Origin of the sequence: Pseudundibacterium arcticum (assembly GCF_042646465.1) — a bacterium.
Lineage (GTDB): Bacteria > Pseudomonadota > Gammaproteobacteria > Burkholderiales > Burkholderiaceae_D > Undibacterium_A > Undibacterium_A arcticum.
On sequence record NZ_JBHRTP010000008.1, the window covers coordinates 268,014 to 282,866 of the forward strand.

Annotated in this window: 10 protein-coding genes and 1 other RNA gene; 8 read left to right on the forward strand and 3 right to left on the reverse strand. The window is 58.6% G+C overall.

Going from position 1 to position 14,853, the window contains the following annotated elements:
• Position 1: 1 nt before the first annotated feature.
• The 3 genes from pheA to gyrA form a co-directional block, all read right to left on the reverse strand.
• Positions 2 to 1,072, reverse strand: a complete 1,071-nt coding sequence (gene pheA, locus ACFOFO_RS04235) for a prephenate dehydratase (RefSeq protein WP_390326581.1) — start codon at positions 1,070 to 1,072, stop codon at positions 2 to 4.
• A 146-nt stretch (positions 1,073 to 1,218) separates the two neighbouring features.
• Entirely contained in the window at positions 1,219 to 2,310 is a 1,092-nt protein-coding gene (serC, locus tag ACFOFO_RS04240) for a 3-phosphoserine/phosphohydroxythreonine transaminase (RefSeq protein WP_390326582.1), read from the reverse strand.
• A gap of 83 nt (positions 2,311 to 2,393) precedes the next feature.
• On the reverse strand, positions 2,394 to 5,006 hold the full coding sequence (gene gyrA / locus ACFOFO_RS04245; protein ID WP_390326583.1) for a DNA gyrase subunit A: 2,613 nt from the start codon (positions 5,004 to 5,006) through the stop codon (positions 2,394 to 2,396).
• Positions 5,007 to 5,243: 237 nt separating this feature from the next.
• Here gyrA and ACFOFO_RS04250 point away from each other — a divergent pair, with 237 nt between their 5' ends.
• The 8 genes from ACFOFO_RS04250 (at position 5,244) to ACFOFO_RS04285 (ending at position 14,815) form a co-directional block, all read left to right on the forward strand.
• Entirely contained in the window at positions 5,244 to 5,930 is a 687-nt protein-coding gene (locus tag ACFOFO_RS04250; protein WP_390326585.1) for an OmpA family protein, read from the forward strand.
• A 278-nt stretch (positions 5,931 to 6,208) separates the two neighbouring features.
• Positions 6,209 to 6,853: an outer membrane protein OmpA gene (ompA, locus tag ACFOFO_RS04255; RefSeq protein WP_390326586.1), complete on the forward strand. Its 645-nt coding sequence runs from the start codon at positions 6,209 to 6,211 to the stop codon at positions 6,851 to 6,853.
• A gap of 209 nt (positions 6,854 to 7,062) precedes the next feature.
• Positions 7,063 to 7,758 (forward strand): bifunctional 2-polyprenyl-6-hydroxyphenol methylase/3-demethylubiquinol 3-O-methyltransferase UbiG, encoded by a 696-nt coding sequence (gene ubiG, locus ACFOFO_RS04260; RefSeq protein WP_390330918.1) that lies wholly within the window; start codon positions 7,063 to 7,065, stop codon positions 7,756 to 7,758.
• A 205-nt stretch (positions 7,759 to 7,963) separates the two neighbouring features.
• Entirely contained in the window at positions 7,964 to 8,635 is a 672-nt protein-coding gene (locus tag ACFOFO_RS04265) for an HAD family hydrolase (RefSeq protein WP_390326589.1), read from the forward strand.
• 77 nt (positions 8,636 to 8,712) lie between these two features.
• On the forward strand, positions 8,713 to 12,399 hold the full coding sequence (locus ACFOFO_RS04270) for a DUF748 domain-containing protein (protein WP_390330920.1): 3,687 nt from the start codon (positions 8,713 to 8,715) through the stop codon (positions 12,397 to 12,399).
• Between the two features lie 170 nt (positions 12,400 to 12,569).
• Positions 12,570 to 12,930: a transfer-messenger RNA gene (ssrA, locus tag ACFOFO_RS04275) on the forward strand.
• 274 nt (positions 12,931 to 13,204) lie between these two features.
• On the forward strand, positions 13,205 to 14,323 hold the full coding sequence (locus tag ACFOFO_RS04280) for a Fic family protein (protein WP_390330922.1): 1,119 nt from the start codon (positions 13,205 to 13,207) through the stop codon (positions 14,321 to 14,323).
• Positions 14,324 to 14,518: 195 nt separating this feature from the next.
• The gene (locus ACFOFO_RS04285) at positions 14,519 to 14,815 is read left to right on the forward strand and encodes a hypothetical protein (protein ID WP_390326596.1); all 297 of its coding nucleotides are present in this window, start codon (positions 14,519 to 14,521) and stop codon (positions 14,813 to 14,815) included.
• Positions 14,816 to 14,853 lie beyond the last annotated feature (38 nt).

A 14,853-nucleotide genomic window follows, 5' to 3' on the forward strand; every position in this document is an offset into this window, starting at 1 on the left:
TTTATAAACTGAGCGGATAGGAGCCAAGCAGCTTGAAGAAGGCGGCATTCTGCTTGAGTTCGCCCAGCGCGGTGGCGACCTTGGCGTCTTGCTGATGCCCTTCGATGTCGACGTAGAAGTAGTACTCCCAGGTCCCCATCCGCGCCGGACGCGACTCGAAGCGCGTCATCGACACGCCATGGACTGCCAGCGGCGCCAGTAATTGATATACCGCGCCGGCCCGGTTGGGCACCGCCAGCACCAGCGAAGTCTGATCGCGCCCGCAGGGGCTGGGCTGCATGCGTCCGACCACCGCAAAGCGCGTGCGATTGTGCGGATCGTCCTGGATATGCGCCTTGACCACGCCCAGCGCATAACGCTGGCCGGCGATCTCGCCGGCGATCGCGGCGGCCGTCGGGTCTTCGCTGGCAATGCGCGCCGCTTCGCCGTTGGAGGCGACCGCATGGCGTTCGATGTTCGGATAGTTCTGGTTCAGCCACGCCTGGCACTGCGCCAGCGCCTGTGAATGGGCGCAGATGCGGGTCACGCCGTCCATTGAACCGGTCTTGCTCATCAGGCTGTGATGAACCGCAATCGACAATTCGCCGCTGATCGACAGCGTGGTTTGCAGCATCAGATCGAGGGTGCGGTTGATCGCGCCTTCCGATGAATTTTCGACCGGCACCACGCCGAAGTCCGCCGTGCCGGCCTCCGCGGCACGGAACACTTCGTCGATCGAGGCGCAAGGCAGGCCTTCGACCGCATGACCGAATTGCTGGTAGACCGCCTGCTCGCTGAAGGTGCCGGCCGGTCCCAGGTAGGCGACGATCACGCGCCGTTCGAGCGCGCGGCAGGACGACATCACTTCGCGGAAAATCGTCTGTACGTCGCCGCTAGCGAGCGGCCCGGGATTGCGATCGGCCAGTTGGCGCAGGACCTGCGTCTCGCGCTCGGGGCGGAACACCGGCGCATTGGTCTCGGCCTTGACGTGGCCGACCTGTTGCGCGACACGCGCGCGCTGGTTCAGCAGTTCGAGAATTTGGGCGTCGATCGCATCGATCTGCTCGCGCAAGGGTTTTAGTTTGTTGTCCATCTTATGATCACGTAGTCATTTCACTCCTTCCCCTTCCAGGGGGAAGGCCGGGATGGGGGTGGGTTTCGGTCGCGATGACACGAAACCCATCCCCACCCTAACCCTCCCCTTGAAGGGGAGGGAACGCTCTAGCCGTACTAGTCATACTAGCCGTACTTCTGTTCAAATTCTTTCAGATAGTCCACCAGCGCCTGTACACCCTCGATCGGCATCGCGTTGTAGAGCGATGCGCGCATGCCGCCGACCGACTTGTGGCCTTTCAGCTGCAGCAGGCCGTGCGCCTTGGCGCCGACCAGGAATGCTTCGTTGAGTGACTCGTCGCGCAGGAAGAACGGCACGTTCATGCGCGAGCGCGAATCTTTCGCAATCTCATTGCGGTAAAACGCGCTGGCGTCGAGATAGTCATACAGCAACGACGCCTTCGCGATATTGCGCTGCTCCATCGCGGCCACCCCACCCTGCCGCTTGAGCCACTGGAATACCAGTCCGGCGATATAGATCGCATAGGTCGGCGGCGTGTTGTACATCGAGCCGTGCTCGGCCACGATTTTCCAGTCGAACGCCGATGGGCAGCAGGGCAGCGCATGACCGAGCAAATCCTCGCGCACGATCACGATGGTCAGCCCGGCCGGCCCGATGTTTTTTTGCGCACCGGCAAAGATCACGCCGTATTTCGCTACGTCGATCACGCGCGACAGGATATGCGACGACATGTCGGCCACGATCGGCACGTCGCCGGCGTCGGGGTTGAAATGATATTCGACGCCGTCGATGGTTTCGTTGGTGCAAACGTGCAGATAGGCAGCGTCGCGGTGCAGATTCCAGCCCGCCCGCTTTGGCACCGCATGGAAGCGGCCATCCGGCGCGGCCGCCGCGATACGCACATTCGCGTATTTCTTTGCTTCGTTGATCGACTTGGCGGTCCAGGAACCGGTGTGCACGAAATCGATCGTCGCCGGCTGCGGCTTGCGGCCGACCAGGTTCATCGGGATGATCGCATTTTCGGCCAGTGCGCCACCCTGCATGAACAGGATCTTGTAGTTGTCGGGCACCGCCAACAGCTCGCGCAAATCGGCCAGCGCCGTCTCCAGGATCGACATGAATTCGGCACCGCGATGGCTCATTTCCATCACCGACATGCCGCTCCCGTGCCAGTCCAGCATCTCGGCGGCGGCTTGTTGCAACACTTCCTTCGGCAACACCGCCGGGCCGGCGGAGAAGTTATATATCTGCGTCATCTTGGTTTCACTTGTCTTGCGTCAATTCTGCAGCTTCAAACCTGCTGCATCACACGCCATTACGCGCCATCACACACTTCCGGTCACTCTTCTTCGCTGTCGCCGTTATCTTCTTCGACATCGGATTCGACGATGCGCTGCAGACCGGACAGCTTGGTGCCGTCCTCGACCGCGATCAGCGTCACGCCCTGAGTGGCCCGTCCCATCTCGCGGATTTCGGAGACGCGGGTGCGAATCAGCACGCCGCCGGTGGTGATCAGGATGATCTCATCGCTCGCTTCGACCAGAGTCGCGGCGACCACCTTGCCGTTGCGCTCGCTGGTCTGGATCGCGATCATGCCCTTGGTGCCGCGGCCGTGACGCGTGTATTCAGTGATCGGCGTGCGTTTGCCGAAACCGTTTTCGGTGGCGGTCAGCACCGATTGCTGCTCATTTTCTGCCACCAGCAACGCGATTACCTGCTGACCTTCGTCCAGGTTCATGCCGCGTACGCCGCGTGCGGTGCGGCCCATCGGACGCACGTCGTTTTCGTCGAAACGCACCGCCTTGCCGGAATCGGAGAACAGCATCACATCGTGCTTGCCGTCGGTCAGCGCGGCGCCGATCAGGAAATCGCCGTCATCCAGCGCAACCGCGATGATGCCGGCCTTGCGTGGATTACTGAAGTCCGACAGCGGTGTCTTCTTGACCGTACCAAGGCTGGTCGCCATGAAAATATAGCGATCTTCCGGGAAGCTGCGGTTCTCGCCGGACACCGGCAGGATTACGGTGATTTTTTCACCGTCCTGCAGCGGGAACATATTGACGATCGGCTTGCCGCGCGAACTGCGCGAACCTTGCGGCACTTCCCATACCTTCAGCCAGTACATGCGGCCGCGATCGGAGAAGCACAGGATGTAGTCGTGGGTATTTGCGATGAACAGGTAGTCGATCCAGTCGTCGTCCTTGGTCGCCATCGCCTGCTTGCCGCGGCCACCGCGCTTTTGCGCGCGGTATTCCGAGACCGGCTGCGATTTCATGTAACCGGTATGCGACAAGGTCACCACCATGTCCTGCGGCGTAATCAGATCCTCGGTCTCCAGATCGGTCGCATTCAGTTCGATCTGCGAGCGGCGCACGTCCTTGGCACCGATGCCATATTCGTTGACGGCGGCGTTCAGCTCGTCGGTGATGATGGCGGTCACGCGCTGCGGCTTCGACAAAATATCCAGCAGGTCGGCGATTTCCGCCATGACGTCCTTATACTCGTTGACGATCTTGTCCTGCTCCAGACCAGTCAGGCGTTGCAGACGCATCTGCAAAATTTCCTGGGCCTGGTCGTCGGACAGCTTGTACAGGCCGTCTTTCTGGATGCCGTAATGCTTCGGCAGGCTCTCCGGACGGAAGGCTTCGATGCCGGCCGGATTGTCGGCACTGGTGCGCGTCAGCATCTCGCGCACCATCGACGAGTCCCAGGCGCGGGTCATCAATTCCTGCTTCGCGATCGGCGGCGTCGGTGCGGCCTTGATGATCGCGATAAAGTCGTCGATATTGGCCAGCGCTACCGCCAGACCTTCCAGCACATGGCCGCGTTCGCGCGCCTTGCGCAGTTCGAATACGGTGCGGCGGGTGACCACTTCGCGGCGGTGCGACAGGAAGCATTCCAGCATCTGCTTCAGGTTCAGCAGCTTCGGCTGGCCGTTGACCAGCGCCACCATGTTCATGCCGAAGGTATCTTGCAACTGAGTCTGCTTGTACAGATTGTTGAGCACGACTTCCGGTACTTCGTTGCGTTTCAGCTCGATCACGACCCGCATGCCCGATTTGTCGGATTCGTCGCGGATGTCGGAGATGCCGTCGAGCTTCTTGTCGCGCACATTCTCGGCGATCCGTTCCAGCAAGGACTTCTTGTTGACCTGGTAGGGCAACTCGTCGACGATGATCGCGGTGCGCCCTTCCTTGCCGAATTCCTCGAAATGCGTCTTGGCGCGCATCACTACGCGGCCGCGGCCGGTGCGGTAACCGTCGCGCACGCCGGACACGCCATAGATGATGCCGGCGGTCGGGAAGTCCGGCGCCGGGATGATCTCGATCAGTTCGTCGATCGTGCAATCGGCATTGCGCAGCACGTGCAGCGCGCCATTGATGACTTCGGTGAGGTTGTGCGGCGGGATATTGGTCGCCATGCCGACCGCAATGCCGGAGGCGCCGTTGATCAGCAGGTTCGGAATCCGGGTCGGCAATACCGACGGCTCCTTTTCCTTGCCGTCATAATTGGGCACGAAATCGACCGTGTCCTTTTCGATATCGGCCAGAATCTCACTGGCGATCTTGTCCAGCCGGCACTCGGTATAGCGCATCGCCGCGGCGTTGTCGCCATCGACCGAACCGAAGTTGCCCTGCCCGTCGACCAGCATGTAGCGCAGCGAAAAGGGCTGCGCCATCCGCACCAGCGTGTCGTAGATCGACTGATCGCCGTGCGGGTGATATTTACCCATGGTTTCGCCGACCACGCGTGCACATTTGACGTACGGACGGTTCCACACGTTGTTCATCTCGTGCATCGCAAACAGCACCCGACGGTGCACCGGCTTCAGGCCGTCGCGCACATCGGGCAAGGCACGGCCGACGATCACGCTCATCGCATAATCGAGATAGCTCTTGCGCATCTCTTCTTCGAGAGAAATCGGTATTGTTTCTTTAGCGAATTGATCCATTGGCGGGGCGATTGGTCTTTAGCTTGGGTTGACTGATAATTTGCGTCGGCACAGGCGTTGGCGCGGCGACTTCACAGCGCATGATTCTAGCATGCAGCCCACCTGCGCCCGAATTTACCAGCGTACCCGGTCGGACCACGACCATCAAATAAACTTGCAATGAAAAAATATGTTTTAAATAAATCCCCGCAACGTCAAAATGGCGCTTTACTGCGTTTCGATAACAAAAGGATCCATATGCTGAACAAACTTGCCATCGGCGTCGTGATTGGCTCGCTTGCAAGCGGTATTTCGGCGCAAACGGTGACGGATATACCAGCCGCCAAACTGAACAGCGCCTACGCGCAGGATGCGCGTGGCACCATTGTTCGCAATCCCTACGGCCTGTGCTGGCGCACCGGTTACTGGACGTCAGCCGATGCGGTCGCCGGTTGCGACGGCGAATTGGCGCCGCCGATTCCCAAAGCGACGGCACCCGAGTTTGCCGCACCGACCACCGTGGCGACGGCCCCGGTCAGCGTCACGCCGCCAGCGACGACAGCGTGCGATTTCAGTGCGATACTGGAAAACGACCAGACTTTCCCATTTGCCAAGGCCCAGCTGAGCGGCGCCGCAAAGAATCGCATCGATCAGGACCTGCGCAACAAACTGGCCGGGTGCGGCACCATTCGCAGCGTGATCGTGACCGGCCATACTGACCGCTTGGGCGCCACGGGCACTAATCAACAGCTGTCTGAACAACGCGCTGCGGCCGTCGCCGCTTATCTGAAGAGCGCCGGAGTCGCCGCGCCAGTCACCATCGTTGGTGCCGGCGAAACAGAGCCGGTCAAATCATGCGACACTAAGATTTCCAGAAAGAAACTAATTGATTGCCTGGCACCAAATCGTCGCGTTGTCATCGATGTCAAGGGATCGTCGAAATAGCGCTTGCCGGGGGCAACGACTATCTCACCTAGAATTTTTGTTGCGACGCAGCATCTTTTTTGCCGAAGCCGTTGCGAAAACGCTACATCACGCCAAAAACGAGCCATTGATCGATTGACAATCATCGATGGCGACATCGCTGTGGCAAAATGATGAAAAGCACATTGCATCTGCACAATTGTTCACATGTGATGTCTGAAGTGCATGTTATGATGTTACCCATGTAGTAAATATGTTGCGCAGTCAATTCTGCGGATATCTCACCCGAGAGGAAAAATATGAATAAATTAGTGAAACTCATCTTTGCTGCGTCCGCAGTAGTTGCCATTTCTGCATCTGCACAAGAAATTACAGATATTCAAGCGCTCAAGCCAACCAGCGCTTACGTACAAGACGGCCGCGGCGTCATCGCTCGTGACCCGTTCGGTCTGTGCTGGCGCACCGGCTACTGGACCCCGGCCGATGCAGTCGGCGGTTGCGACAAGGAAATCGAGAAGCCGGCTCCAGTTGTTGCAGCAGCTCCAGAACCAGCTCCAGCACCACCACCACCACCGCCAGCTCCTGTTTCGGAAAAAGTCACGTTCGCTGCTGACGCATTCTTTGATTTCGACAAAGCTGTTCTGAAGCCAGAAGGCAAAGCCAAGCTGGACGACCTGGCATCGAAACTGGAAGGCATGAACCTGGAAGTCATCATCGCTGTCGGTCACACCGACGCGATCGGTAAAGAGGGTTACAATCAAAAACTGTCGGTACGTCGCGCTGAAGCTGTGAAGGCTTATCTGGTCTCGAAAAACATCGAAGCCAACCGCGTCTACACCGAAGGCAAAGGCAAGAACCAGCCAGTTGCTGACAACAAGACAGCCGCCGGCCGTGCCAAGAACCGTCGCGTAGAAATCGAAGTTGTAGGCACCCGCACCAAGTAATCAATTGCTCTGCAATAGTTCGCAGTAGTTAAAGTTAAGCGATACTTAGCGAGCAATACTTACTAAGCAATATTTAAAACCCTGCTTCGGCAGGGTTTTTTTACGGCCGTGTTTTGACATAGTGAGCTTATCGGCAACCTCCGCGCCACAGCCATGTCAATCCTGTTGCCTGAATCACAGGCTGGCGAATTTCCAGCTATCATTCCACTATGAACGCCGATCCATTAGAACTGCAAAAATTTAGTGACCTCGCCCATCGCTGGTGGGATCCGACTTCCGAATTTCGCCCCCTGCATGAAATCAATCCGCTGCGGCTGGAATGGATCAATGCGCGCGCCGCGCTGGCCGGCAAGACCGTGCTCGACATCGGTTGCGGCGGCGGCATCCTGGCCGAATCGATGGCACAGAAAGGGGCCAAGGTCACCGGCATCGATCTGTCCGAAAAGGCGCTGAAGGTGGCCGACCTGCATAGCTTGGAATCGGGCGTGCCGGTGCGCTACGAGCTGGTCGCAGCGGAAGACCTTGCGGAGCGCGAGCCCGGCAGTTACGACGTTGTGACCTGCATGGAAATGCTGGAACATGTGCCCGACCCGGCTGCGATCGTGCAAGCCTGCGCGACGCTGGTCAAACCCGGCGGCCATGTATTTTTCTCGACTCTGAATCGCAATACCAAGGCATATTTGTTTGCGGTGATCGGCGCCGAGTACCTGCTGCGCATGCTGCCCAAGGGAACGCATGACTACGCCAAATTCATCACGCCGGCCGAATTGTCGCAATTCATTCGCGATGCCGGCATGACAGTCGACGCCCTGAAGGGAATGTCATACAACCCATTGACGCAAATCTACAGTCTGAATCAGGACACCAGCGTCAACTATTTGGTGGCCTGCACTGGCCCGGACTAGCACCGCGGCCGCGTCGTCGATTTCCGCGTAGAATGGCCAGATACGAATAGTATGTAGTAATTTCCCAATGTTTTTAAGCGGAATGCGATATACGACAAGAGAGTATATACACATCCGACATCTCTTGGGCTGGTCACCGGTTCATGCTGCAAGCACCCGGCGTCCGACCGACTCCCAGCAAACAAGCTCATCACCATCATTGCCCATGACCAACTCCTATTTCCTGCCGAAACCGCGCGCGATCCTGTTTGACCTTGACGGCACGCTGGCCGACACCGCGCCGGATCTGGCGGCCGCAATGAATCGGCTGCGGATGGTGCGCGGCCTTGCGCCCACCCCTTTCGAACAACTGCGGCCGATGGCGTCGGCTGGCGCACGCGGCATGATAGGCGTGGCGTTTGGCATGCAGCCCGGCGACGACGGCTACGAAGAGCTGATGCTCGGATTTCTCGACAACTACGCGGCGGCACTGGCAGTTGAGAGCAGTTTGTTCGATGGCGTGGCCGACCTGCTGCGAACCCTGAGCCGACAAGGGCTGGCTTGGGGCGTCGTGACCAACAAGGCGGCCCGTTTCACCGAGCCACTGGTGCAGCAAATCGGCTTGCAAGGCGCCGCGTGTGTGGTATCCGGCGATACCACTGCGCACGCCAAGCCGCATCCGGCCCCGTTGCTGGAAGCAGCGCGGCGACTTGCGCTGAAACCGGATCAATGCTGGTATGTCGGCGACGATCTGCGCGACATTCAGGCCGGCCGCGCCGCGGGCATGCCGACGGTGGCTGCGGCCTGGGGCTATTGTGGCCACGCCGAGCCAGCCGGCTGGGGTGCCGATGCCTTGGCGGAAACGCCGCTGCAACTACTCGAACTCCTGGCACGATAGGTAAGGCAATCCATAACCGCGCGTTGCAATCGCGACAGGCGGCACGCAATGTCATTGCAGCACGTCAGTAAGGAATCATGATGACGCAACCCCTCAAGCGATCCGGCATCGCGCGCGCATTGCGCTGGCTCGGCATTTTCGTCGGCGCCATCTTAGTGCTCGCCCTGATCAGCTGGCTTGCCCTGCCATCGCTGGTGAAACGGCTCGCAACCGAACAGGTGCAAGCCCAGATCGGCCGCAAGCTCGCGATCGGCGACCTGCAGTTCGCCCCCGCCACGCTGACGCTGACCGCATCCGATGTCACGCTGTACGAGCCGGACCAGCGCACGCCGGCGTTCGCGACCAAGACCCTGATCATCAATGCGTCCGCCGCATCGCTATGGCACCGTGCGTTGGTGCTGGACGAGGCCAAACTGGTTGCGCCACAGATCCATCTGGTGCGCACCAGCGCCGACGGTGTCGGACGTTACAACTTTTCGGACATCATCGACCGCATCCAGGCAATGCCCAAGAGCAAACAGTCGGCGCTGTTCGCGCTGGCCAACCTGCAAGTCGAGAATGGCAGCGTATTGTTTGACGATCAGGTATTGCACAAGCAGGTCAAGCTCGACGCGCTGACGATCGGCCTGCCCTTCCTGTCCAACCTGCCGTCGGATATCGACAGCTTCGTCACGCCGCGATTGTCGGCCACGGTCAACGGCACGCCGATCGCGCTGAAGGGCCGCAGCAAGCCGTTTGCCGGATCACAGGAAACCACGCTGGCGATCGATTTTGACAAGCTCGACCTGGCCAGTTATGTCGATTTTTCGCCGATTGCGCTGCCGGTCGGCATCAAGAGCGCGAAGCTGAGCAGTAATCTGGACCTGGCCTTCATCCGCGCCAAGAACCAGCCGGAGGTGGTGCTGTCGGGCGACGCCAGCCTGAGCGATCTCGTCCTCACGGACAAGGCTGCCGCACCGCTGATCAGCGCCCGCGTCATCAGCACCAAAATCGGCAAACTCAATCTGCTGACCGGCAACGCAGTGATCGATCAAATCAGGTTCGATACGCCGGAAGTCTGGACTGCGCTGGATGCCAAGGGCGAACTGAACTGGGCGCGCCTTGCGGGGCCGCAACAGGCACCGCCCGCTGGCGCCAAGAACGCGGTGACCGCACCACCGCCGGCAACCGCAAAGGCGAACGACAGCAAATCCAGCCAAACGCTGCGCGAGTTGATCATTGCCAACGGCACACTGCACTGGAGCGACGACGCCAACGCAAAGCCGCGTCAGACCCTCCAATTTAACAAGCTGGCGCTGAACGCCAAACAATTGTCCACTGCGCCGAACGCGGGCCCGGCCAATGTCACGCTGTCGGCCAGCGGCAGTGGCGCCGAGGCGCTGCATTTCGCGGGCCAGATCACGCCGTCCAAATCCGCGATTGCCGGTCAGATCACGCTGGCGGCGCTACCGCTGGGCCAGTATCAGCCCTACGTCAACCGCGCCCTGACGGCCAATATCGCCGGTAATGTATCTTTAAAGACGCTGATCGTGGCCGATGCCGGTCGATTCACGCTGAAGCAACTCGGCGTCGAGATCGACCAGCTTCAGCTCACCCCGGACAAGGCCAGCGGCGCCGGCAGTATTGCGGCCAGCAAGATCGCACTCGACAACGCCAGCATCGATAGCGAAGCCCGTGAAATCAGCGCCGACAACCTGCAACTGACAGGCCTGCGCGGCGATATCAGGCGCAATGCACAGGGCAAACTGAACCTGATGCAGATGCTGGTGCAGGACGCTGCCCCCGCCAAGACTGCCAAGGCCGTCACGGCCACGCATAAGCAGGGCACGCCCGATTGGCAGGTCGATCTGAAGAACGCGTCATTGACCGATGCCGGGCTGCTGCTGGAAGACCAGAGCGTGACTCCGGGCGCGAAGCTGCACGCCGACGCGATCAAACTGACGCTGGGCCCGATTTCGACCCGCATGAAGGACCCGGTAAAACTCGATCTGCAGGCCAGACTAAATCAGTCCGGCAATCTGTCGGTCAACGGCAGCCTGATGCCGTTGACCAAAGCGGCGGAACTGACGCTCGACGGCCGCAATCTGCCGGTAGTGCCGTTTCAACCCTATTTCAGCGACTATGTGCGCGTCAGCCTGACCAAGGGCCAGATCAATGCAAAAGGAAAACTGTCGATCCTGCCGGTCAAGGCCGGACAACCGTTTGCGTTCAACTACAACGGCGTGGCCAACCTGAGCAATTTCAGGATCATCGACAAGACCACGGCCAACGAATTCATGAACTGGAAATCGCTGTACTTCACCGGCATCAACGCCAAGGTCGGCGGCAAACAGCCTGACATTAGTCTGGGCAAGATCGCACTGACCGATTTTTACGCACGCGTCATCGTATCGCCGGAGGGCAAACTCAACCTACAGAACATCATTGCCGGCAAGGAACCGCCGGCCGGTGGACCGGTGGTAACGGTGGTACCGGATCAGGCCAGCGCCCCCGCTGAAAAATCGACAGCGACCGTACTACCCGGTGGCGTAAGCGCCAAAAACATCGCTCCACCAACGCCGTCCGGCAAAGAGGCGCTGATCCGCATCGGGCAAACCACGCTGCAAGGCGGCAACATCAACTTCACCGACAATTTCGTCAAACCCAATTACAGTGCCAACCTGACCAACATGGGCGGCAGCATCGGCGCGCTGTCCTCGCGCAATCCACAGCCCGCCGCGATCGACCTGCGCGGCCGCATCGACAGCGATGCGCCGGTGCAAATCAGTGGCTCGCTCAATCCACTATTCAAACCGCTGTTTCTCGATGTCAAGGCGAGCGCAAAGAACATCGAACTGACCCGTTTGACACCGTACGCGGCAAAGTACGCCGGCTATGCGATCGACAAGGGCAAGCTGTCGATGAACGTCGCCTACCACATCGAAAACGACACGCTGACCGCGCAGAACCACCTCAATCTCGATCAACTGACGTTCGGTGAAAAGATGGACAGCCCGGACGCCACCAAACTGCCGGTACATCTGGCGGTCGCGCTGCTGAAGAACGGCCGCGGCGAAATTGACATCAATCTGCCGGTATCGGGTACGCTGTCGGACCCGCAGTTTTCGATCGGCGGCATCGTGTTCCGGCTGTTCATGAACCTGATCGCGAAAGCCGTGACCTCGCCGTTCGCGCTGCTCAGCTCGGCCTTCGGTGGCGGCGAAGAACTGGCGTATGCCGAATTCACGCCCGGCTTGGCGACGCTGACGCCGGCCACCCAAACCAGGCTCGACACTCTCACCAAGGCGCTGAAAGATCGGCCGGCGCTAAGACTCGATATCACCGGTTGGGTCGACCCGCAAGCCGATCTGGAAGGTATCCGCGAGGCGATCCTGTCCCGCAAGATCAGGGCCATGAAACGCAAGGATGCCAGCAATCAGAATGACGACGCCGAGAGCGATGATCTCAACGTGCCCGAGGCCGACAAGGCGCACTATCTGGAGCGCATCTACAAGGACGAAAAGTTCGCCAAACCGCGCAACCTCATCGGCTTCGCGAAATCCTTGCCACCGAACGAAATGGAAAAATTGATCCTCACCAACATGAAGGTCACGCCGGAACAAATGCGCGCCCTGGCGAACCAGCGCGCCGCCAATGTGCGCGATTACCTGGAACAGAAAGGTGAAATCGCGCCGGAACGCCTGTTCCTGATCGCGCCCAAACTGACGGCCGAGGAGATCAAGGACAAGGGCAGTGCCAGCCGGGTCAATTTCGCATTGAAATGACCCGCGTGGCGCCAGTCATGACGGCCCGCCACGCGTCATTCCCGCGAGGGCGGGAATCCCGGTATTTTGCGCTGGCGGAGCGCCAATTAACGTGGGTGTCAGGGTTTTTCGTCGTGGTTGAAGCGAACCCGCTCACCGCACCAGATTGGGCTATAATGAAATTCTGTTTTGGGGACGACCTGGTTTCGACAGGGGTTGCAAAGCAGCGCAGGGCATACCGAGGCCTGGTTACCTCGTAAATACACCCAGAAATTTATAACTGCAAACGATAACTCGTACGCATTAGCAGCTTAATTGCTTGCTAACTCTACACCGTCTCTTCCCTAGGGCGGGCTGGCAACAGCAGTAGAGTCATTCATAGGGAATCGTCTCGAGTCGGGTCACTTGGCTTGGGATTAAACAATAGGTGACTCGCTTGATCGCAGCGTGCGCGTCCGCGTCGTTCAGGTTAAATTAATTGGCAGCGCTAAGTATGTAGAACTGTCTGTAGAGTGCTTCTGGACGCGGGTTCGATTCCCGCCGTCTCCACCATAAACCTTATAACCCGTTGATGTTTAACGGGTTATTTCATTTTCAGGACTAGTTTTTTAGGTGGTTCGCACTTTTGGATGTAATTAAGTGTGTTTTTGGGTGTTGCCGGTATTCAGCGAGTGGCGAATACGCCCAATTGTTTGGCGAATATTTATCAAAACGGATGAGATAAGTGCTTATTTTGACGCTGTTTGCGGAGAATGCACATTCTATTCTCCGCAAATATAAAGTCGAATAACTTGACCATGCGGAGATTAATATTCATAATCTCCGCATGAAAAGCGGAAATAAAATTTATGTGTGGCAGCGCTCTGACTGGCCCCACTGGCGCTTTGACGCTTCCACGTTGGCCACGCCACTGGCTGACGTACACCGTGCACAAGGCAGATTGCTGGGCCGCATGGAAAGCTTGGGCTATGCGCTACGAGATCAAGCCACGCTGCAGGTGCTAACCGAAGATGTACTCAAGACCAGTGAAATTGAGGGCGAACGGCTCAGCCCCGATGCCGTCCGCTCTTCTATTGCGCGTCGTCTGGGCGTCGACATTGGCGCGTTAGCGCCGGCCGACCGTCATGTGGATGGTGTAGTCGAGATGGTGCTTGATGCAACTACTCAGTTTGCAAAACCACTGACACAAGAACGGTTATTTGGGTGGCATGCCGCACTATTCCCGACCGGCTACAGCCGTCTCTCTCCGATTCGCACGGGTAGCTGGCGTGATGATGCCGCAGGACCGATGCAGGTGGTCTCTGGCCCGATCGGTCGGCAGAAAGTCCATTACGAGGCTCCGCCGGCCCATTTACTTAGTACAGAAATGTTAAATTTCTTGCTATGGTTCAACGTATTACAAGACACCGACCCCGTTCTCAAAGCAGGCCTTGCGCACCTATGGTTTGTGACCATTCATCCATTTGATGATGGCAATGGCCGGATTGCGCGAGCCGTGGGCGACATGGCTTTGGCGCGATCCGAACAATCGCCGCAGCGTTTTTACAGTTTATCAGCGCAGATCCAGCGTGAGCGCAAGGACTACTACGACCTTCTCGAGCGCACACAAAAAGGCACGCTGGACGTGACCGATTGGCTGAGCTGGTTTCTAAGTTGTTTGCAACGGGCAATCGACGGGGCAGAAGTCACGCTGTCCGCCGTGATGGTTAAGGCAGATTTTTGGAGGCGCTGGGCAGGCACCCCCCTTAATGCCCGACAGCTCAAACTAATCAATCGATTACTCGATGGCTTCGACGGCAAGCTAACCAGCAGCAAATGGGCGGCCATCGCCAAGTGCTCGCCAGACACGGCACTGCGCGATGCCAACGATCTGATCGCACGTGGCTTGATGCGCAAATCTGAATCCGGCGGCCGCAGTACGCACTATGAATTGGCCACGGAATGAAATTGCACGAGTCAGTTGAGCGACGTCGATCCCGTTTTTCGCACGAATCCCCGGCACCCCGCGCACAAAATGGCCCGATGTCGCGCGTAACTATCGCTGGGCGATGATGGCCGACGGCTTGATTGCACCTGCCGGCAAGGGGCGCGAAACCAGGTGGGTCAGCATCATCAATCAACAGAAATTACAGGAATCCGGATGCCCACACTGAATTGGATCGGCAAAGAAGTCGTCGTCAAACACCACAATCAAGTGCCGTTCCACCTGCTGGAGCCACTGCCGGAACTGTCCTGCGGCGCTGCCGATCTGCAACGGGAGACGCTGGATTTCATCGCGTATCTCGAACAGCGCTACCGCATTGCACCGACCACACCCAGCCGGCTGAAAACCGAAGCATTTATCGCGCGCTTTGCCGGCTGCGTCGGCGATGATTTTCCGGGTGATATTGACGATGTCGACTTGGCAAGCGATACGCTGTGGGAGCCGCTCGAATGAAAGGCTTTCCACTGGTCACCCGCAATGTGTCGGAGTTC